This is a genomic window from Microcystis sp. M179S2 (genome assembly GCF_020245805.1).
Lineage (GTDB): Bacteria > Cyanobacteriota > Cyanobacteriia > Cyanobacteriales > Microcystaceae > Microcystis > Microcystis aeruginosa.
On record NZ_JADBUE010000060.1, the window covers coordinates 1 to 20,188 of the forward strand.

The 20,188-nt window shown below is 41.6% G+C and carries 20 protein-coding genes; 12 read left to right on the plus strand and 8 right to left on the minus strand.

What is annotated here, in order from left to right; all coding sequences use genetic code 11:
• Nucleotides 1-200: 200 nt before the first annotated feature.
• Both IM500_RS03280 and IM500_RS03285 read left to right on the plus strand, forming a co-directional pair.
• Nucleotides 201-425, plus strand: a complete 225-nt coding sequence (locus IM500_RS03280; protein WP_002796731.1) for a DUF2281 domain-containing protein — start codon at nt 201-203, stop codon at nt 423-425.
• Nucleotides 426-430: 5 nt separating this feature from the next.
• Nucleotides 431-817: a type II toxin-antitoxin system VapC family toxin gene (locus tag IM500_RS03285; RefSeq protein WP_287737684.1), complete on the plus strand. Its 387-nt coding sequence runs from the start codon at nt 431-433 to the stop codon at nt 815-817.
• A 316-nt stretch (nt 818-1,133) separates the two neighbouring features.
• Here IM500_RS03285 and IM500_RS03290 read toward each other — a convergent pair whose 3' ends face one another.
• The 5 genes from IM500_RS03290 to IM500_RS03310 form a co-directional block, all read right to left on the minus strand.
• Nucleotides 1,134-1,778 (minus strand): HNH endonuclease family protein, encoded by a 645-nt coding sequence (locus tag IM500_RS03290; protein WP_287737685.1) that lies wholly within the window; start codon nt 1,776-1,778, stop codon nt 1,134-1,136.
• A 17-nt stretch (nt 1,779-1,795) separates the two neighbouring features.
• On the minus strand, nt 1,796-3,169 hold the full coding sequence (locus IM500_RS03295; protein ID WP_287737686.1) for an AAA family ATPase: 1,374 nt from the start codon (nt 3,167-3,169) through the stop codon (nt 1,796-1,798).
• A gap of 115 nt (nt 3,170-3,284) precedes the next feature.
• Nucleotides 3,285-4,331 carry a class 1 fructose-bisphosphatase gene (fbp, locus tag IM500_RS03300; protein WP_190722154.1) on the minus strand — a complete coding sequence of 349 codons (1,047 nt, stop codon included), beginning with the start codon at nt 4,329-4,331 and terminating at the stop codon, nt 3,285-3,287.
• A gap of 177 nt (nt 4,332-4,508) precedes the next feature.
• Entirely contained in the window at nt 4,509-5,291 is a 783-nt protein-coding gene (locus IM500_RS03305) for a DUF3153 domain-containing protein (RefSeq protein WP_190722155.1), read from the minus strand.
• 2 nt (nt 5,292-5,293) lie between these two features.
• The gene (locus IM500_RS03310) at nt 5,294-7,546 is read right to left on the minus strand and encodes a ribonuclease R family protein (protein ID WP_287737687.1); all 2,253 of its coding nucleotides are present in this window, start codon (nt 7,544-7,546) and stop codon (nt 5,294-5,296) included.
• Between the two features lie 88 nt (nt 7,547-7,634).
• On the opposite strand from IM500_RS03310, the gene IM500_RS03315 reads away from it, so the two are divergent.
• Both IM500_RS03315 and IM500_RS03320 read left to right on the plus strand, forming a co-directional pair.
• Nucleotides 7,635-7,766, plus strand: coding sequence for a hypothetical protein (locus IM500_RS03315; protein WP_256378312.1), 132 nt, complete (start codon nt 7,635-7,637; stop codon nt 7,764-7,766).
• Nucleotides 7,767-7,967: 201 nt separating this feature from the next.
• Nucleotides 7,968-8,789 (plus strand): slr1353 family protein, encoded by an 822-nt coding sequence (locus IM500_RS03320; RefSeq protein WP_287737689.1) that lies wholly within the window; start codon nt 7,968-7,970, stop codon nt 8,787-8,789.
• A 414-nt stretch (nt 8,790-9,203) separates the two neighbouring features.
• Here IM500_RS03320 and IM500_RS03325 read toward each other — a convergent pair whose 3' ends face one another.
• Nucleotides 9,204-10,400: a DUF4377 domain-containing protein gene (locus tag IM500_RS03325; protein ID WP_287737691.1), complete on the minus strand. Its 1,197-nt coding sequence runs from the start codon at nt 10,398-10,400 to the stop codon at nt 9,204-9,206.
• Nucleotides 10,401-10,663: 263 nt separating this feature from the next.
• Between IM500_RS03325 and IM500_RS03330 the strand changes: the two genes are divergently transcribed.
• The 3 genes from IM500_RS03330 to IM500_RS03340 all read left to right on the plus strand — a co-directional run bounded on the left by IM500_RS03330 (nt 10,664) and on the right by IM500_RS03340 (nt 12,169).
• Complete coding sequence (locus IM500_RS03330; RefSeq protein WP_002761406.1) at nt 10,664-11,008, plus strand: YbaB/EbfC family nucleoid-associated protein; 345 nt, start codon at nt 10,664-10,666, stop codon at nt 11,006-11,008.
• Nucleotides 11,009-11,067: 59 nt separating this feature from the next.
• Complete coding sequence (locus IM500_RS03335) at nt 11,068-11,790, plus strand: pyridoxine 5'-phosphate synthase (RefSeq protein WP_287731507.1); 723 nt, start codon at nt 11,068-11,070, stop codon at nt 11,788-11,790.
• 67 nt (nt 11,791-11,857) lie between these two features.
• Nucleotides 11,858-12,169: an MgPME-cyclase complex family protein gene (locus tag IM500_RS03340; protein WP_045358973.1), complete on the plus strand. Its 312-nt coding sequence runs from the start codon at nt 11,858-11,860 to the stop codon at nt 12,167-12,169.
• Between the two features lie 223 nt (nt 12,170-12,392).
• On the opposite strand, the gene IM500_RS03345 is transcribed toward IM500_RS03340, so the two are convergent.
• A complete protein-coding gene (locus IM500_RS03345; protein WP_287737693.1) occupies nt 12,393-14,033 on the minus strand; it encodes a DUF655 domain-containing protein in 1,641 nt (546 codons plus the stop codon).
• A gap of 221 nt (nt 14,034-14,254) precedes the next feature.
• Between IM500_RS03345 and IM500_RS03350 the strand changes: the two genes are divergently transcribed.
• From IM500_RS03350 to IM500_RS03360, 3 genes are all read left to right on the plus strand, one after another.
• Entirely contained in the window at nt 14,255-16,681 is a 2,427-nt protein-coding gene (locus IM500_RS03350; protein ID WP_190722170.1) for a dynamin family protein, read from the plus strand.
• A gap of 205 nt (nt 16,682-16,886) precedes the next feature.
• Entirely contained in the window at nt 16,887-17,747 is an 861-nt protein-coding gene (locus IM500_RS03355) for a formylglycine-generating enzyme family protein (protein ID WP_002761399.1), read from the plus strand.
• Nucleotides 17,707-18,102: a nucleotidyltransferase family protein gene (locus IM500_RS03360; RefSeq protein ID WP_002761398.1), complete on the plus strand. Its 396-nt coding sequence runs from the start codon at nt 17,707-17,709 to the stop codon at nt 18,100-18,102. The genes IM500_RS03355 and IM500_RS03360 overlap by 41 nt, the downstream gene beginning before the upstream one ends.
• Here the strand turns inward: IM500_RS03360 and IM500_RS03365 are convergent.
• Entirely contained in the window at nt 18,087-18,284 is a 198-nt protein-coding gene (locus IM500_RS03365) for a hypothetical protein (RefSeq protein ID WP_147068682.1), read from the minus strand. The two genes, IM500_RS03360 and IM500_RS03365, sit on opposite strands and share 16 nt — an antisense overlap.
• Between IM500_RS03365 and IM500_RS03370 the strand changes: the two genes are divergently transcribed.
• Together IM500_RS03370 and IM500_RS03375 are read left to right on the plus strand one after the other, a co-directional pair.
• Nucleotides 18,264-18,839 carry a Uma2 family endonuclease gene (locus IM500_RS03370; RefSeq protein ID WP_190722159.1) on the plus strand — a complete coding sequence of 192 codons (576 nt, stop codon included), beginning with the start codon at nt 18,264-18,266 and terminating at the stop codon, nt 18,837-18,839. The genes IM500_RS03365 and IM500_RS03370 overlap by 21 nt on opposite strands.
• Before the next feature lie 49 nt (nt 18,840-18,888).
• Nucleotides 18,889-19,785: an AEC family transporter gene (locus IM500_RS03375; protein WP_190722160.1), complete on the plus strand. Its 897-nt coding sequence runs from the start codon at nt 18,889-18,891 to the stop codon at nt 19,783-19,785.
• Nucleotides 19,786-20,188: the final 403 nt, after the last annotated feature.

The window sequence follows — 20,188 nt, forward strand, 5'->3', positions numbered from 1 at the left end:
AAATTCACAGCAGTGATGCTAGAAGAATCCACGTCCGTTTACGGCGTGGGGTATGTCAAAAGAGCTATTTCCCGCAATTAGACCGCCAAGAAAAATTGAATGCCAACGATAACAAAAGAAACCCTTAAGCAAGAACTCGATCGCCTTAATAATCAACAACGTCAAATCTTAAATATTCAACCTTAAAAGGAGCAAACCTAATGACAACTAGAGAAAGACTGATCCAAGAAATATCTCAAATCTCCGAAGAAATTGTTGAAGAACTGCTTGACTTTTTATTATTTACCCAAGCCAGAAGGAATCAACAAAAAGAGCCAAAAACCCCTAGACCCTACGCCCTCTGTCAAGGAGAATTTACCGTTCCTGCTGACTTTGACGATCCCTTACCCGATGAAATCCTACAGGACTTTGAAAACCCTTTATAAAAATCATGCGACTTTTACTCGATACTCATATCTTTCTCTGGTTTCTGAATGGAGATACTCAACTTTCACAAGATTTTTGTGATGCCATTAAAGACGCTAAAAATAGCGTATATTTGAGTGTAGCCTCCATCTGGGAAGCCATTATTAAATATCAATTAGGTAAACTTCCCTTGCCAGAATCACCAGAAGTTTATCTGCCCAAACAACGCGATCGCCATCAAATAGCGAGTTTAACGATTGATGAAGAAAGCATCGCCTATTTAATGAAATTACCTCCCTTGCATCGTGATCCCTTTGATAGACTGCTAATTTGTCAAGCAATGCAAAATGATTTAATCATTATTACAGTTGACCAAAAAATTCGCTCCTACCCAATCATTAAAACCTTATAATTAATCAGACAAAAATGGCAGAAGTAAACGTTTATTATGATCCAATGGGTAACACCTTAACCGTTGGGTTTGGCGCACCGCACGATCATTAGAGTATTCATGGTGTAGGATTTTCGGGTTGTCTTATGCAAGGTCTGTCTCTATAAGGGTTTCATTCCTTATAGAGACAGACCTTGCTGTGATTTTTGCCAATTGTTTTCGATCTAGAGCGAACTAATCAATTAAGTCTCTTTCCAGATAAGGATTTAGTCGATTTATGCCCCCCTATCGAACCATACCAAGTAACGAAGAGTCAGATTTATCAAGAGGGTTGCTCTTAAGCCTGGAGCCAACTTCTCAAGATATTAATTACTACTGGAGTGAAAGGTTCCATCTGATCTTGCTGAGGTTGTGATAGGTCACTGATTAATATATTTAATATTTCATCATCCTCTAAGCCGTCATCTGGATTTATATCATTTGCCCATAATAAAGCATTAGACAACTGCTTCCGTTTTTCGATCAAAGCACGGTTATTTTTTTCATCGTCACCCAAATTTAAAACTCGAATCGTGTCAGCTGCCCGATCGCTCAATCCTTCTACCCGTCCACTAATTTTGAATCGTAGTTCTGTTTCACATTCTGTCATCAGGGGAGTTAGGGGTAGGTGTTGAGATTTATGTGCATCACCGCATTGATTGGGGGTATTACAACTAGCAACAATATTTGAAAAGTCGAGCGTACGTTTAGGATTTAGCTTTTGAGCTTCTAAATGCTCATTATGGCAAGCATTAATTTTTTCGATTCGCTGGCAGCAATAGGCACAAAGATAAAACTGCTCATTAAGAGCATAGTCTCGAATCTTGGTCCGAACGACTTTCCCCTCTTCTGTTTTATCTAAATCATCGTATGCCCCATGAGGGTTCTTCCTCTTCCAAGCTGTTAAACAACAAGGTTCAGCCCCTTTACTAATGGTTTGCATAAGGTTCAGCCCCTTTACTAATGGTTCCCATGACGCAATTCTTGTTTACGGAGCAGTAGTTTTGCTTTGACCAATTCGAGATGATTGGCAGGTAGTTCCTCACTTAATTCTGCCAGCAATTGTTGAGCCTCGGTTAGCTTTGAATCTTGTATGGCATCTAGCAGATCGTTCAATTCAGTATCAATTTTCTCATTACGAATGCTGGTATTCATGACATCTAATAAGACAGTATTAGCATCTTGCCCATATTGAGATGGTAACTGTCGCAATTCGCCATTAGCTAAAGTGTAGATCAAAACATTTTTACAATCACTGATCACTAGAGGTGAATGGGTTGTCAGCACAAACTGACAATTTGGGAAAGTTTCGGTCAGGCGCTCGCAGAGGCGACGTTGCCAAGAGGGATGTAAATGCAAATCGACTTCATCAATCAAAACGATACCATCACCTGCTAAAGGATTTTCTAAGGCAGGGTTCAGCATGGCTAGACGGCGGGCAATATCACCAACAAGAGCCATTAGGGATTTTTCGCCTTGTGAAAGTTGGGCTAGGTTGAGGGTTTCACCATTTTTGTCCACTGCCATGTAGAGACGAGGTTTACGACGGACTCTAAGGTTATCCATATGGGGCATAAATCGGCCAATGGCGGTGCGAACTGCTGTTAATTGCCGATCTTTAGCGGAGGCATTGCGTTCGTTTAACCATTGCCATACGTCTTGATTGGTTTCAGCCATTATTGGTCTTAGTTGGTTGAGAACGTCTTCAGGAACTCCTGATTCATTTTCGGTATCTTCCCGTTCTCGGAACCATTCAAAAAAGCGGCGAAAGTCAACGCCCTGACTTAAGGAGTTATCATAACCGTCCAATTGCAAAAAGGTATGCTTAGTCCTAATTTTTAGTGGAATATCGAGTACGACACGCTCGACAGGATAAAACGCAATTAGGGGTAGGCTAGTTTTGTCATCATGGGTGAGGGCATCACGATAACGATTGGCCAAGCGCGTACAGTCATTAAGGTTGCTATTATATTGGGCTTTACGTCCTTTTCTACTTTTGGCAAGAATCCATCTGAAATAATGGTCAATATCGCTTTGATCAGGATTGTTTAATGATTTGGAGGAATCCCAGACTTCGATTTCAATGCTGCCAGCATTAGCAGTATTAAATATGGCATCTTCAGAAATAGGGTTACCACTCCCTTTTTCTGTAAGTAAACGAGCAGTAAACCAACTAAGAGAAGTTGCTAATGCTTTTAGTATAGCAGTTTTACCCGCCCCGTTATTACCAACAAAAACGGTAATGTTGCTTGGGTTTTGCTCTGTAGGCGCCAAGGAAATTTCCAGCTTTTCAAATAGCCCGATGTTATTTAAGATGACCCGTTGAATTTCCATATCGGGGAGAGTGGTGAGGGATATGCTGACTGCTGATAGACTAGATATAAAACCGTAAAACAGTTAGAAAATAGTGAAAATATCTGGCTTCCTAATCGCTAAATAAAACTATAAGTTAAACTCGATCGCGATGACGGCGATCAGCGATAAAAGACTCCACCAATTTAACATCTTCGACACTACCGATCACTAAAGGTGTGCGTGTGTGTAATTTATCGGGAACGATATCTAAAAGATTTGTCACCCCATCACTAGCTTTACCTCCTGCCTGTTCAATTAAAAAAGCAAGGGGTGCAGTTTCATAAATTAAGCGCAATTTTCCCTGGGGATTTTTAACAGTACCCGGATAGAGAAAAACTCCACCCTGCATTAAAATTCGATGGATATCTCCCACTAATGCCCCACTGTAACGGGCCGTGTAACCATCATGACGGTGGACATAACGAGTATAGTCGCGAATTGCCTCATCCCACTGCCAAAAATTGCCCTCATTGGTACTATAAATCGGACCGTGATCGGGGATAATAATATTCTCTTGGGCAAGGATAAATTCCCCTAAACTGGGGTCAAGGACAAAGGCATGAACACCGCGACCGATCGAGTAAACTAAGATAGTCGAGGGTCCGTAGAGAATATAACCGGCGGCGATTTGTTGACGACCATTTTGCAGTAAATCCCGCGCCTCTCCGTCTAAATCATTGTCTTCCTGTTGACGGATGGCAAAAATCGAACCCACATTTAGGTTAATATCCACATTGGAAGAACCATCGATCGGGTCGTAGAGTAGGGTATAGCGACCGATGGGACAGTTTTCTGGGATATAATAGGGTTTATCCATTTCCTCGGAAGCAAGACGGCAAACTAAACCACTTTGCTTAAAAACCGAGATAAATACTTCATTGGCAAAAACGTCCATTTTCTTGACTGATTCCCCTTGGACGTTGGTTTCTCCAGTAAAACCTAGCACATCCGCCATTAATCCCGCTTTACTGAGACGACGGGCAATTAATTTCCCCGCTAGGGCAATCCGACTCATAATTGCGCTTAAATCCTGCGCGTCGGAGGAAAAGCTTTGTAGTTGTTGCAGGACGTGACGGGAGAGGGTGGTACAATCTCGATCGAGGCTATGTTCGGGGATAGAAAAGGGAATATTGCTAACCATAACTGTAATTGCCAGTAATAAAGTAAAAAAGGGAAACCCGTCTAGTCTCAATTGTGACTATGATTTGATCCTAGCCAAGATTTTCCCTATTGCGGTCCAATTTTTAGATCAGTTTTAGAGTTGGCTAATTTTCCCCTCATTGATCATTAAATCCCGGTCAATAGTTGCCCTCTCAATTTAAGTCGATGGGGATACACCGGGCAAGCGTTTATATTTCAAGTAATAGGCAAAACCTGTTATTAAAACAATAACTATTGTGCCGATACCTAAATAGTTAGGAACCCAAAAAGCTGCCGCAATGGTGTTAATTTCTCCCGGTTTTAAATGCCAAATTAACTGATTGTCAACTTGTTCTACTGGGGGATTTAATCCTGAGTCATCTTCAATATTTTGACCGGCTAAGGGAGTCTTTAAAGCGAAGTCGATATCAACTAAGGAACCGGGGCTAATGATAATATTTCCCTGTTCGGAAAGTACACCCAAAGCCCGCAAATCAACGGTTAATTTTAAGTTTTTCTGGGTCAAAAAGAACCAATCTTGTTCTGTAACTGCCAGTTTTGAATCCAGTTGCAGTAACTTTATATCATCAGTATTAGCGGAATTTTTGATTTTAAAGGAAGAACTAGGATCAAAAAATTGATTGAATTTTTCCTCTAATTCCTGACTATTACTAAAGGGAATAGTGACAATTATTTCTCGTTCGGAAATATGATCGGTTTTCCCCTTAAGTAATTTTGCCCTCTGTTCGATACTATTTAACCATTTAGTGGCTTCGGTTTGACTGAGACTGGTTAAACGTTGTCCGAGGGTGATATGTTGAATAATTTCCCCGTGGTGTTGGTGGGGAAAATTAATGCCCACATCGTAACGGACACAGCCAGTTAAAAAGAGAAAAATACCGCATAAAAAGGGCAGAATAAAGCGGGTTTTCCCGATTTTTTCGGTGGTTAATTGATTCATAATTAATCTTCTTCTAAGTCGTCATAACTTGCTGAACTGCCACCGCTAACCGTAACTAGATCGATTTGCTGACGATAATAGTCTACATCTTTTATCTCCACTTCTACCTCATCACCGAGACGATAGGCAACGCGATTTTTCCGTCCTACCAAACAGCTATGACGGGCGCGATATTCATACCAATCATCCTTGAGAGAAGAAACATGGACCAACCCTTCCACTAATAAATCGGAAATTTCCACGAAGAAACCATAGGATTGTACACCAGTAATTAAGCCGCGAAAAACTTGACCCATTTTTTCTTTCATTTTCTCGGCTTTTTTCAATCCTTCTAGGTCTTTTTCCGCATCTTCGGCAATTTTTGAGCGATCATTGAGATGGGAAACAATGAGGTGGCTTTCTTCTTCTAACTCCTCCTGAATTTGGCTCGGTAGAATATTCCAATGAATCTGTCCATGACAGCTATTACTGCCCAAATTAACCCCGACTTTGACGATTTTGCTGCGGCGATCTTTCCCCTCGGTTAATAGGAGTTTTAACACCCGTTGTACCCAAAGATCGGCATATCTTTGTAGGGGTGAGAGACAGTGGGTATAATTGCTAGGATAGGCCAAACCAAAATGGGGCAGAGGATGACTACTATATCTAACTAATTTGAGAGTTTCTTGCAGCAGATAATTGAGGACTTTCACCGATGAGGAAGCGGAAAAAGTGCGGGTGAGATTTTGATAGTCATTGGGTTTAATCTCCTCCTCGGCAGTTAAATTTAATTCTGCCCCTAAATTATTGGCTAATTTGAGTAAATCCTCCAATTCATCCCAATCCGGTTCCGATTGTCCACAGTAGATACAGGGTAAGTGTAAAGCTTGCAAATGTTCAGCGACGACTTTGCCGGCTAAAATTGCCACTTCTGTCAGTAAAGAACGGGCCGGTAAATTATTAGAAGCGAGAACAGTCCCCCCCCGTCCTTCGTCTTTGTAGGGAGAGATTTTGTCTAATTGAATATCAAAACTACCCCGCTGCAGACGTTGGGATTTTAGGGTGGGGCAAACGCTAAAAAATAAATCTTTCAGGGTTTCAACGGTATCGGTGGGGGCAGCTTCGCTATCTTCTTCACTGAGCAGATCGCGCACCTGTTGATAGGTAAAATGTTGATCCACTTGGATGAGGCTGCGGGTGATTTCGTACTCCACTAGCTCCCCCTTGTCATCGAGGGTGACGAGGATAGAAATAGCGGGGCGCTGTTCTTGCGGTGACAGGGAACAACGACTGGTAACGGCAGCCGGGACTAATGGCAGCACTTTTTCGCCTAAATAGACGGCAGTTCCCCGTTTTTTGGCAACTTTATCCAATAATCCGCCCCGTTCAATGTAACGGGCCACATCGCTGATATGAATGGCGACTCGCCAGCGATTTTGGTTGATTTTCTCTAAAGAAAAGGCATTTTCAATGATCGGGGGATAATCCAGGGGGTTGTCATCTTCGATGGTAAAAGTGAAAAATTGGGTTAAATCTCGCAGTTGTTCTTTTTCGCCACTATCGAAGAAATCCGCTAAATTATCGGCAATTTCGAGGGCTTCTGGCGGAAAATTATGGGGTAGATCGTGTTTACAGGAGACGATATCGGTGTCGGCAGCGGCCTCGGCCGTGGAACCGAGAACACGAGTAACTTTACCGATGGGAGGCATTTCCCCTAGGGGATAACGGAGGACGGAAACATGAACGAGGTGATCGATGTTTTCTTGGAGATTTTGACCGTTTTCGAGGAGATTAAGGGTAAATTTCAGGCGATCATCCAGGGGAACCGCCACAAACCGCTCATTTTCCTGTTTTACTTGCGCTAGAAGCGAAGGATTAGCCCGTTCGAGAATTAATCTCACCTCTCCTTCTGGGGAACGACGACGGGTCCCCTCGCGGATGATTTTGACTAAAACTCGATCGCCATTCCAAGCGTTACTTAAATGATTTTTCGAGACGTAGATGTCATCAGCATCTTCGATATCTTGGATAGCAAAGCAAAATTCTTTACTGGAACAGCGCAGCTTTGCTTCTACGACATTTTCCTCGATCACACGACGATAGCGCCCCCGTTCTTTGACAACCATTCCCAGACGTTCCAAAGCATCGAGAATCACTTGCAATTTTTCGCAGCTTTCGGGATCGTCTTCGCAGCCCAGTTTTTTTTCGAGAAGTTTACCCGTAGCTAATTTATCATCACTAAGATGAGAGAGGAGTGTGGCGATCGAGAAGTCCATCTAACAATAATCCTTACTTACAAGACACTGACGGAATCGTGAATAATTAAGTTTAAATACTTAATAATGAGAAGATTGATTTAAACCATTGACTCGAGAGATTATCTCTGTCGGGGTAATTGCGATCGCTGCTGGTGACAGTGAAGGTAAACTGACCAAGCATCGAACCCCCGAACCTACCCTGAGAATTATCGAAGCCTTCGTTAGTATAAGCCAATAGCGAACACCGGCAAACTTTTCGGCGATCGCTAGTCTTTCTGGCAGAAGCTTCAGCCTAGTAGAATCTTGTTGCTGTGGGCAAGGCTAATCCTAGGACTGAAAATTTTATCTAATCTTTGATCTTAGCAAGAACTTGCTACATTTTTCCACAATTACGATAGAGTGTTCTAATATAAGTACAAAAGAACTCGAAAAAGTCACCATGTTGCAAAAGTTACGCCAACGTTACCCCCAAGTTGCCCTGATTAGTGAGTTAGTTCAAATCGATCACGGCAAGTATATTGTGAAAGCGATCGTCGAAATTGAGGGAAAAACGGTCGTTACAGGTTTAGCTGCGGCAGATACGGTGGAAATCGCCGAAGATAGAGCCAGAGAACGAGCTTTACTGCTTTTAGAGGCTGAAAGCACCCCCGATCTCCAGCTTGTGGAAAAAGTCAGCCCCAATAATATTTCTCTACCAGAAGATTTACCTAAACCCGTCGCTAGTGCCAAAAAATCGACCAAAACGCCTAAAGTCACTGAAATACCTCGTCCTGAAGCTAAAATTGAACCGGAATTACCCCAAGTTAAGGATATTCCCCCAGCTAAAATTGAACCGGAATTACCCCAAGTTAAGGATATTCCCCCGGCTAAAATTGAACCGGAATTACCTCAAGTTAAGGATATTCCCCCAGCTAAAATTGAACCGGAATTACCCCAAGTTCAGGATATTCCTTTACCGGAACCAGAGCCTTTATTATTAGAAACGGAAACCGATAATTACTCCTTATTATCAGAATTGCCAGAAGAAGCGAGTTTAACTGAAGAAGAACCCCCAGAACCGGAACCAGTTGTTGTTATTCCCGAAGAAATCGATTATTCAGTTCTTAAAACTAAAATTGATGTGGAGATGAAACGATTAGCTTGGACTACAGAAAAAGGTCGGGAATACCTGATTTCTACCTATGGCAAAAAGTCCCGTTTACTGCTAACTAACGAGGAGTTATTAGAGTTCTATAACTACTTATCTAGTATCAGTGCCTAATCACTAAACCTGCTGCATAAATTAAAAATCTTCCGTTAAGTGAGGAGTCTCCGAGTCAGTATTCTCCGAGTCAGGAGAAGCAGAAAGAAATAGATTATTTTCTGGCAGTAGAAAAGCGATCTTTTTCTGGAAAAATCCTTAAATTAAGGACTTTAAGAGCAAGTCTGCGATTAAAAACTCAATTTTGCGGGAGATATAATAAAAAAGGAAGCTATTAAGTAGGGAGGCACAATTATTTGTAGGATGGGTTAGCGGTAGCGTAACATAATCGGGCGTTGAGTTTCATGCTTCAACCCAACCTACGTTCATCTTATATTTAATTCCACCCACCCACTTAGCTGCCAGTCTTTTTCTCCCTATCTCCCTATCTCCCTATCTCCCTATCTCACTGATAACTGATAACTGATAACTGAATTAGTTTCTCACCGCTTCTGTTTCCGCTTCTTTGGGAACAACCACTGGCACTCCGCTGACTGTTTCGATTTGATAAACAACGCGACTTAATTGGGAAGGACAACAGAGAGGATCCGTGTCTTTATAGCGATTAAAAACCACAATAATTCGATCGCTATTTTGTAAAACAATTCTCTGAGATGCTCCATCAGTGCGGGAATCCATCGGTCGCGGGGAAAGAGTGCCAGCGAATTTACCATCGACAAAAACAAAGTCTTGATAACCCATCGGTCGGCACATTCCATCCACTCCACTCATGGCCGAAATAACGCTAGTTTTACCATAGGTTTGCACGGCCCCGTACAGTAACCATCCTGCTTTATTAAGCGCTTGTTCATTGGCAGTAATTGCCGGACGAACCTGTTCACGACACTGGTTATCAATCACGGTTTTAACGGGAGATTTGGGGATAGGTGCCTTGGCTTTATTCCAATTAGTTAACGGTCGATCAAACCAAGCTCGCGGAGTCTCTTTTTCTGGGGTTTGGCTAATAACTTCTAATAGCTTCCATGTTTCCGAATTTTGATTATTAGCTGGATTTGAGACGGTTTCAACGCTAACTTTAATTTGATATAAAAATCCTGGTTTATAATCAAATCCCTCGATACTATTGGCGAACAATCTCCAGTTTTCCTCTGGTTTTTCTCGCATCTGTAAACAGTCTTTGGTTGGGCCTTGGCTACAGGGTTGTTTCCTAGAATTGATATAAATTGTCTTTTCCGTGCGCGTGGTGGTCGGTGCGGGGGTAAAAGTGAGGATTCCTAAACCTTCGGGAGTACGATAAAATAACTGTAAATCGCCTTTAGCTGTTACTTGGAATTGTTCCACTCCTTGCAAGGCGGCCAGATATTGATTTTCTTGTTTCATCTGCGGTTCCGGACAAGCTTTTTTGGTAGTAGCGATCGCTTGGTTGATCTGGAACGTGCCATTATTGACTTGATAGCCGGTATTATACTGGTTGCATCCGGCCGAACCACTGAGGATATTTTTCTGGAAAGCGGCAGTAATTTCCGTTTCTTTGACCAAACTTCCGGCTGTCCACCCCCTTAGTTTCCATCGAGTCCCCTCCAAAGGGGAAGTATTAGCGATCGCCGCTTTCCCCGCTAAAGCACAACTTAGGGCAATTGTCAAGAAAATTCCCGTTTTTTTGGCGTTCAAAATTGCTATTCTCCTCGTCAAAGCAACAATTGTATTATGGCGTGGGGTAATCGACTGAGTGGTTAGGATAATTTTTCGGATTTCTCTTTCTGACCATCCCGTGACGGATGAAGAGAGAACAAGTTCCCTCAAACCTTAACCCAGTCAGAAAGTCATCGTTGTCAATAATCACTTTTTGCCCTCAAATGGCCAAAAGTTGACCCCAGTTCACCTTAAGCAGTACAATAAAAACCTTGAGTGACCCCTTAAACAAAAAAAACATCATGGCACAAGGACAAGGATTCGGATTCGGTCTCGGTAAGATTAAAGAATTACAAGACGCTTTCCAAAAAGCGCAACAGGTGCAACAAGGGGCCAAAGTTCTGCAAGAAGAACTGGAAAATATGGAAATTCCCGGCCAGAGTGAAAATGGCTTGGTGACAGTCTATCTCAGTGGCAACCAAGAACCCCGGGGGATTGAAATCGATCCGGCTCTCCTCTCCCAAGATCTGGAGATTGTGGCTGGGTCTATTCTAGAAGCCATGAAAGTCGCCTATAGTGCCTCCACGGAAACCATGCGCAGCAAAATGGAAGAACTGACCAGTGGTTTAAATATCCCCAGTATGTAATCGCTTTTGACGGCAATGGTAAGATGGAAAGTTGGACTAACAAACAAGGAGGTTCAACTTTGCTGACTTTGGGTGTCAATATCGACCATGTGGCCACAATTCGCCAAGCGCGCCGCACCGTGGAACCGGATCCCGTGGCGGCGGCAGTTTTGGCCGAAATCGGTGGTGCTGATGGCATTACCGTTCACTTGCGCGAGGATCGTCGTCATATCCAAGATCGCGATGTGCGGATTCTCCGGCAAACGGTGCGGACTCATCTGAATCTGGAAATGGCCCCGACGGAGGAAATGATCGCCATTGCTCTCGATATTAAACCCGATTATGTCACCCTTGTCCCCGAAAAGCGCCAGGAAGTGACCACGGAAGGGGGGATCGATATGCTGGGCAATTTTGACCGTTTTTGTCGGGTTGTCGAGCGCCTGCAAGCGGCTAATATCCCCGTTAGTTGGTTTATTGATGCCGATTTTGCCCAAATTCAAGCGGCCGCTAACACGGGGGCGAAATTTATTGAACTCCATACCGGTCAATACGCCGAAGCACAACAGGAGAGCGATCGTCAAGCAGAATTAACAATTCTTAAAGAAGGTTGTGAATACGCTTCCTCTCTCGGTTTGCGGGTGAATGCTGGTCACGGTTTGACCTATTGGAATGTTTATGCCGTCGCCTGTTTGCCCAATATGGAAGAATTGAACATTGGTCACACAATTATCAGTCGTGCGGTTTTGGTCGGGTTGGAACGGGCTGTTAGGGAAATGAAATTGGCTATGCGTGGACAATTGTAAAAGCCATCAGCTATCAGCTAATCTCCCGACTAACGAACAATTACACTGAAAAATTAAAGGAAAGATGATGACAACTTATTATTATTTGGTAGCCAGTCAAAAGTTTTTAGAAGAAGAAGCGATCGAAAAGGAAGTTTTGAAGGAAAGAATCAGGAATTATCAAGAAAAAGGTCAAGAAATTGATTTTTGGTTAATTGCCAATCCAGCTTTTTTAGATGCTCCCGCTTTTGCCGATATCAAAAAGAAAACTCCCCAACCGGCAGCGGCGATTGTTTCTCTCAATCAACAGTTTATTACTTGGCTAAAATTGCGTCTAGAATACGTTATTACCGGACAGTTTGAGGCTCCTTCCGATAGTATTCCCGAACCGTTAAAATAACCCTTTTTTGTCTGTGGTAAATAAGTGGTTATAATTAAATAGAAGATAGATTTTGGGTTCGATCCCCCCTGCCCCCCTTGATAAGGGGGGTGCCGATCCCCCCTTAATCCCCCCTTAATAAGGGGGGTATCTGACGATTTTTAACACCTACCTACTTAGCTTGCCGTAACAAGGGAAAATTGCTAGTTTTTGTCTATGGCAAAAAATACAGACGAGGCAATCATTACCAGCTGACTTTGCCTTGCAGCTTGCTAATTTTTCCCTGACCGATTCCCGATACTCGATCCAAATCTTCTAGGGAAGTAAAGGGTTTTTCTTGCCGGGCAGCGATAATTTTTTCGGCTAATTTGCCACTGATACCGGGTAAACTATCTAATTCTTCTTTGGTGGCGGTGTTTAAATTAATTAAGCGATCGCTTTTAATTGTTACAGATTGGGGGCAGTTTTTTCTATCCTGTTCGATCCGATTTTTAATAGTTTCCGGCAGTCCTAATTTAGCGGTACGGTAAAGATCTTGAAATTCTCGCTCGAAATGAGCGGCAACAGTGGGATTATCGATAATAACTAAAGCTTCATCGTTTTGGTGGTTAGCAGCTGCTGACCAATTATGAGAACCAGTAATCACAATTTTATCATCGATTAAACCGAATTTATGGTGTAATTTATCTCCCCGGGCTAGAGCGGGAACTCCTAGGGTATTAATTGGGTTTTGCCAAGGCTGATTATCTGGTTCATAACGACATTTATTACTGAGAGCAACTCCTAATAAATCTAATCCTTCGCTATAGTATCGGAAGGCAAAACTAGGATCAATTAAAGCTTTAATTTCTATCCCTTTTTGATGTCGTTGGGCGAGAATATTAGCTAAAGGCTGTTCCGTCAGGACAAACAGGGCTAAATTCACGGATTTTTCAGCTTTATTTAAAGTTTCACCTATGAGACCATTGCTAGTAATTGCCCAGGGATAAGTGGTAGAATCGGGGGAAAATTTTACCGTCAGACTACTATTACCGATAGTAATTTTTTGCGGTTTTCTTTGGGGTTTATCTAACCCAAATCTAGGACGATCTTCCCTTCCCCACATCAGATTAAATTCTTGTTGAAAAACTCTAGCTAGTGGGGGATTAGTAATGACTAATAAGTGATTGGCATTCCCGACAGTTTTGGGATTAGAAAAGTCTCCATGAATATCACTTAAGGTATAGTTAGCTGAACTGATTAAAGTAGTGTAATTATCAATAACCATGAATTTATGGTGCATTAAACTGCTACCTTTTGAGCGATCTGCCCTATCATCAATTAGGGGAATACCAGCTTTTTTGAGGATAGTAATTGCATCTCTTTGGGCGATTTCCTCCGCACTTAATTTACCATCTCGATTTAGATCAACTAAGTCAAAAAGGTTTTGATAACGTTCCTGTTCTCGATCGCTTGATTGTTCTTGATTTTTAGCTAAACTATTAATCGGTTTATTGTAAATATTTTCGAGAATAACCCTAACTTTAATTCCCTGCTGATGACGAGCAACTAAAGCTTGAGCGATGGCGGGTAAACGTAACTCTTGCACCGCTAGATCGATCGAACTTTTGGCCGAGTTGATATGATCAATAATAACCTGTTCTAAATTATCCCCCGGGCGATTAATTTGGCGATAGGGATCGGTATAATTTGAACCCTGGGCTTGATTATAATTAAAATAGACTTGAATATATTGATCTTGGGGCAAGGGTTGGGGACGATTTTGGATAACATTCAGAGAATGACAGCCACCCAAAAGAAAAACTGTTCCTAACAAAAATCCCAACTGTCCCATAGGCCGAATTTTTTTTAATCTCAATTTATCTATTGCCATTTTTGTCCACATAATTATCATTACCCTAGGATTCAGGAGGGAATTTTTACCTAAGGAGGTTCTCGGAAATCTGTATGTACTAAATTGATTATAATCAATCCTGATTCTAGATTGAAGACGATGGCTTTGTCTTTGATTGCTTAAATCGCTGACCAAAGATGTGGCATCTAGTTAGGGAATTTTGTTATAATCTGGGGAACAATAGCACTGTTCTTCTAGATTTGGGTTTTACCATGACTGAACTTTTACCCCAATGCAGTAATCTGGCTGGTAATGTTAACAGTATAATTGAACTATTAAAAGGCGAATCCTCTCTCCGCAATCAACAGGATACCAGCAAGATAGAAATTGCCCTACAAAAAGTTATTTCTCCCAAATTTGAAATCGTTTTTGCCGGTGCTTTTAGTGCCGGGAAATCAATGTTAATCAATGCACTTTTAGAGCGAGAATTGCTGTATAGTGCCGAAGGACACGCAACGGGTACAGAATGTTATATTGAGTACGCAGAAGCTGATGAGGAAAGAGTGGTTTTAACCTTTCTCAGCGAAGTAGAAATTCGTACTTTAGTCGATACCGTCTGTCAAAATCTGCAATTAACTAATCCCAGTAACATTAATTCCCCCGAATACTGTAGTCAGTTAAACCAATACTGTCAAAAAATTATCGAACAGGAAGGGGGAGAAGGCAAATCCGAGCGAGCTAAACAAGCTCAGGGTTTAAAATTATTAATTGAAGGATTTACTCAAAATCGTGAGCGGATCCATACGCTGCATAATGCCACCTATTCCATGGAACAATTTCACTTTTCTAATTTAGCAGAAGCGGCAAGTTTTGCCCGTCGTGGTAGCAATAGCGCCGTCTTAAAACGTCTAGAATATTACTGTCATCATCCTCTCCTTAAAGATGGTAACGTTTTGGTAGATTTGCCCGGTATTGATGCCCCAGTCAAAAAAGATGCCGCATTAGCCTATCGTAAAATAGAGCATCCTGATACTTCGGCAGTGGTTTGTGTTTTAAAGGCTGCTTCTGCGGGAGAATTAGCCACAGAAGAAACGGAATTACTCGAAAAAATTAGCTCTAATGCTGGTATTCGTGATCGAGTTTTTTATGTTTTTAACCGCATTGATGAAACCTGGTACTCAGCCCAACTAAAACAGCGTTTAGAGAACCTAATTCAAACGCAATTTCGTGATACTTCCCGCATTTACAAAACCAGCGGACTTTTAGGGTTTTATGGGTATCAGGTGAAAAATCAAACCAATATTAATCAGCGTTATGGGTTAGATTCTATCTTTGCCGAAAGTGTTAAAAATTTAGGAGGACAAGAAGAAACACCGCAATTTGTCAGCGAGTTTAATAACTATTGTGCCAACTCCGGTAAATTACTGGCAACTCCCTTTAAAGTTTCCATCCACGGTTATGAAACTCCTAATAAAAATTACTTCCGAGTTTTAAGCGAGTGGGGAACTCCTTTACTAGAGCAGTTAATTGCTGATAGCGGTATCGAAGAATTTCGCAGGGCAATTACTCGTTATCTTACCGAAGAAAAACGTCCGCAATTGTTTGCAACTTTAGCCGATGATTTACAATCTCTCTGCATTACTCTCAAAAATTATTATCAAGGGATTTATAGTGATTTAGAAAGTCAACCACGAGAAATTGAGGCGATGAAAGCTCTGGAGTTAAATCACCTCAATCAAGAGTTAAAGGAAGTGGGAGAGAAATTAACTAAACATATCGAGGGTTATGTCAATGCTATCGTGGTTAATAGCGATGAAAACTTCGAGGAAGACTTTAAGAAACTGAAAGCGAGAATGGTATCAAGATTGGATGAGTTATTAAATACTTTTTCTGTTAAAAATGCTTACTCGCAAGCGACTTTAACTCATCCTCGCAATGCTACAGCACCTTTATTAGCAGTATTAGTGGAAGCTTTTTATTATCTGTCTAACCAGCTAGAAGATGTGTTAATTGAGGAGTCAACCAGTTTAATTAGTCGCTTTTGTCAGCGTCTTTTAGATGCGGTAAGACAAGGTGATTATTATCGGCAAATCTATCGTTTATTAGGCAATGATGGCCACCTAGAAAGTCAGCTAAAACAGCTAGAATTGCAGTTAATTCATGCCTTGATTTCCGAAGCAAAAACTGAGTGTGATCGCTATGTAAGAGAAAATCATAATTTTTACAACGAAGGCACTTTTTCGATCTTTCAATTTCGGGAAACTGTGCAACAAACTGCCCAAGGTTATGACTGTGAAAGTATTCTTGCTGCCGAACCTGCTATCCGTCAATTACTTAAGTTAGATTTTGAGCCAAAAGTATCAGCAACAATTCATAAAAACTTCCGCCAAACTGTTAATAATACTCTGAAAAATCAATTGATACCAATGGCAAAAAAACAAGCGGATACTATTCTACAACAGTTCAATCAAGCTCGTTCTTATCTAGAACAAACTTTAGAACAGGAAGCAGCGGAAAAAATTGCGAATAATGCCCGCAAACAGGAAGAAATTCACCAAAAAATTGAGGATTATAACCAAGCGATAAACTCTCTTAATACTTGTTTAACTGCTATGGGTTTACAGAAAAATCATTTACCTGTAATTGGTGAACAAGAATTAGAGATTGTCCCAGAAGTTGTTAATTACTCCAGCGATTAATATGGGGAGTGGGAAGGTGAGAAGTGAGGGGAAACAATCCATCTGTTAAAAACCGATTTGCTGTCAAAGCAAAAAATTAATTAAAATTAAAACTCATCGGGGGATAAGCGATCGAAGTCTTGTTATTCTTAAACTGGTAGGTTTTGGGATTTTTTTAGGCCCGCAGCTTAACCCGATCAACCGATAACCGATAGAGGGGTGCAGAATGGGAGAATGGTTAGATTTTACCGATGAAGTGGTCACTGTTAATGGCAAAGGTGAGGAAATTAAACGGGAAAAAGTCACTAATCGAGGTTATAAATATTTTTTAAGCAAAAAAACCTTTTTAGAAATGATTTCTATCCCTAGCGGTCAATACCTCATCGGTGCGCCCAAAAGCGAGTTAGGCTGGAAATTGAGTCAAAGTCCCCAATCTCCGGTTAATATTCAGGCCTTTTGTCTGAGTCGCTACCCAATTACCCAACGACAATGGCGCGAGGTGGCAAAATTAGAACCAGTAAATATTGAACTTAATCCCTATCCGGCCCATTTTGAAGGTTACGATCGCCCAGTAGAACAAATTAACTGGTGGGAAGCGGTGGAATTTTGCGATCGCCTATCCCGTCTCACCGGACTCAATTATCGTTTACCCGCAGAAAAAGAATGGGAATACGCTTGTCGGGGGGGTACATCAACCCCCTTCCACTTTGGCCTGACAATTTCCACTGATTTAGCCAACTATTCCGGGGTGGACTGGGATTATGGCGGCAAAGTGTGCAGTTATGGTCGTTATGGGGAAGGTTCCCTAGGATGCGATCGCAGGGAAACCACACCGGTAGGAATGTTTGCCGTCGCTAACCCTTTCGGACTCTACGACCTGCACGGAAATGTCAGGGAATGGTGTGCAGATTACTGGCGCGATAACTACGAAGCAGCCACAATAGAAGATAGGGACAGACGAGTTTTACGGGGGGGTTCCTGGAATGATGGCCCTAACAAATGTCGCTCGGCCTACCGGGTCAAATTTCTGGCTACTGCTGGACTCTATGATATCGGTTTTCGTGTGGTTAGCGATAATTCTCCTTAAATCTGAAAACCGATCACTGATTACCGGTGACAGGGAGGTGAAAAAATTGAAAATAGAACTACCCCAGCAAATAATCAGCGAATTTTGTCAGAAATGGCAGATATCTGAAATGTGTTTATTCGGATCGGTTTTGCGGGAAGATTTTCGTCCAGATAGCGATATTGATATACTGGTCAGTTTTCAAGATAGTGTTTCTTGGGGACTTCTGGAGTTTTCGAGGATGAAACGGGAATTAGAGAATTTATTGGGACGGAAAGTTGATTTGCTAACGAAAAAATCGATCGAGCAGAGTCATAATTGGATTCGTCAACGAGAGATTTTAGGGACAGCGCAAGTGATTTATGTGGCGGGATAAGGCTTTTTTACTAGATATTGTCCGAGCAGGTCAATTAGCTCAATAATTTGCCGATCAACCGGCAAAATTTGCAGGTGTTTGTCAGAAAAATTTTGAAAATGTACCGCTCCTCGATCGAGAGTTAGAATTGATTTTAGAGACAATAAAGGTGATTTAACCAAATGATTGCTAACTTTGACCATAACTATCTTTCCCCGGAAGATTATTTAGCAACGGAGAGAATAGCCAAGGATAAACACGAATATATTCGCGGTCAAACCTACGCCATGGCTGGTGCAAGTAAAGCCCATGGTATGATTATTATCAACTTAGCCACACTTTTAAAAAACCGGCTGCGGGGTAGTGGTTGTCTTGTCTATGCCACAGATATGAAAGTTCGTCTAGAAATAGCTAATAGTTATTTTTATCCCGATCTTGTGGTCACTTGCGACTCGCGAGATAATCGGTCTTTCTCGGAAGATTTTATCCGTTATCCGCGCTTGATTGTAGAAGTATTATCCCCCACTACGGCTGCCTTTGACCGGGGTGATAAATTTGCCGACTATCGTTCCCTTGAAACTTTAGAAGAATACGTTCTTATCAGTCAAGAACGCATCAGTGTGGATTGTTTTCGTCGCAATGATGAAGGATTCTGGGTTCTTTATCCCTACAGCAAAGGAGCAGATATTTATCTAGCTAGTATCGATTTTCACTGCGCGATCGCATCTTTATACGAAGATATAACAGAAATCTGTTAAAAAATCAGATCAGTTTTTTTCTGTTTACTATTTACTTTTTACCTGATTAATGCTTGTCATCCTCTCCGCTATTGTTCCAGTGGGTTTTATCATCCTCATCGGTGTGATAGCAGGAAAAATTCTCACTGTGGAAGTGCATTCCCTTTCCCAAATCACGGTGTATATTCTTGCCCCCGCTTTGGTGATTGATGGACTCTATCGCACCACTTTATCCGGCAGCAATATCGGTTTAATTCTCCTAGGCTTTGCTCTTATCTCACTGGTAATGGCGATTGTCGTCGAAATTATGGCCTATTGTCTCAGTCTCGATGCTGATACCCGCAAAAGCCTCATGGCTGCCGCCGTGATGCCTAATAACGGTAATATGGGTTTACCTGTGGCTAGTTTTGCCCTGGGTGCGGCCGGACTGGAAAGAGCGATAATCTATATGATTGGCTCTAGTATTCTTTTATTTGGTATTAGTCCCGCTTATTTGCGAGGAAAAAGCTTTCTTTCAGGATTTCGCCTAGTTTTTCGCTTGCCCTTAATCTGGTCAATTTTTATCGGCATTAGCTTTCAAACTTTCTCTTTTCATCTTCCCCTGCAATTAGATAAAAGTATTAGCTATCTGGGACAAGCGGCAATTCCTTTGGCTTTAATTATCCTAGGTATTCAATTATCTCAGCAAAAATTAGCGATCGGTAAATTAGAATTATTAGGGGCCTGTTTGCGTCTTTTAGTCGCTCCTCTTTTGGCATTTGCGATCGGCAGTAGTTTAGGATTAACTGGTATGGATCTAAAAATTCTTATCCTACAGAGTGCCATGCCCACCGCCGTTAATACCGTCATTTTAGTCACAGAATTCGGTGGTTCAGCCGCTTTAATGGCCCGCACAGTTGTGGTCACTACCCTTGCTAGTTTTCTGACTATTCCTTTCTTTCTTTGGTTATTAAAAGTCTATTTATAGCAGTTATCTTAAGGGTGAGGTGCGAAGTTTTCGTTTTGTTAACTGTTGACTGAAAAAAGCTCCAGCACTCCCTTTTCCCTTCTCCACAACTCCCACTCTGCAATAACTACTGGCAGCCAGAAATACGTTGGGTTCATATCATACTTTGTGCTTTTTGTCAAAAAAACTTTTTTTTTGCAATAAAACTACACAAAAAAAAGATCATCGTTGTGGGTGAAATTGACTGATTTACCCGTCCTAATTAGGATCACCTTGTAGGTGTGGCAAGGGTTTCAACCATTGCTGTCCAAAAAAGCACAGAATAACCCATTATGAAATTCAGTAAAATCGCTGTAACCATCATAACATCGTTGTTAAATAAAAATCTTTCTCAATTAATTCTTAAGAATTTGTAAATATTGCG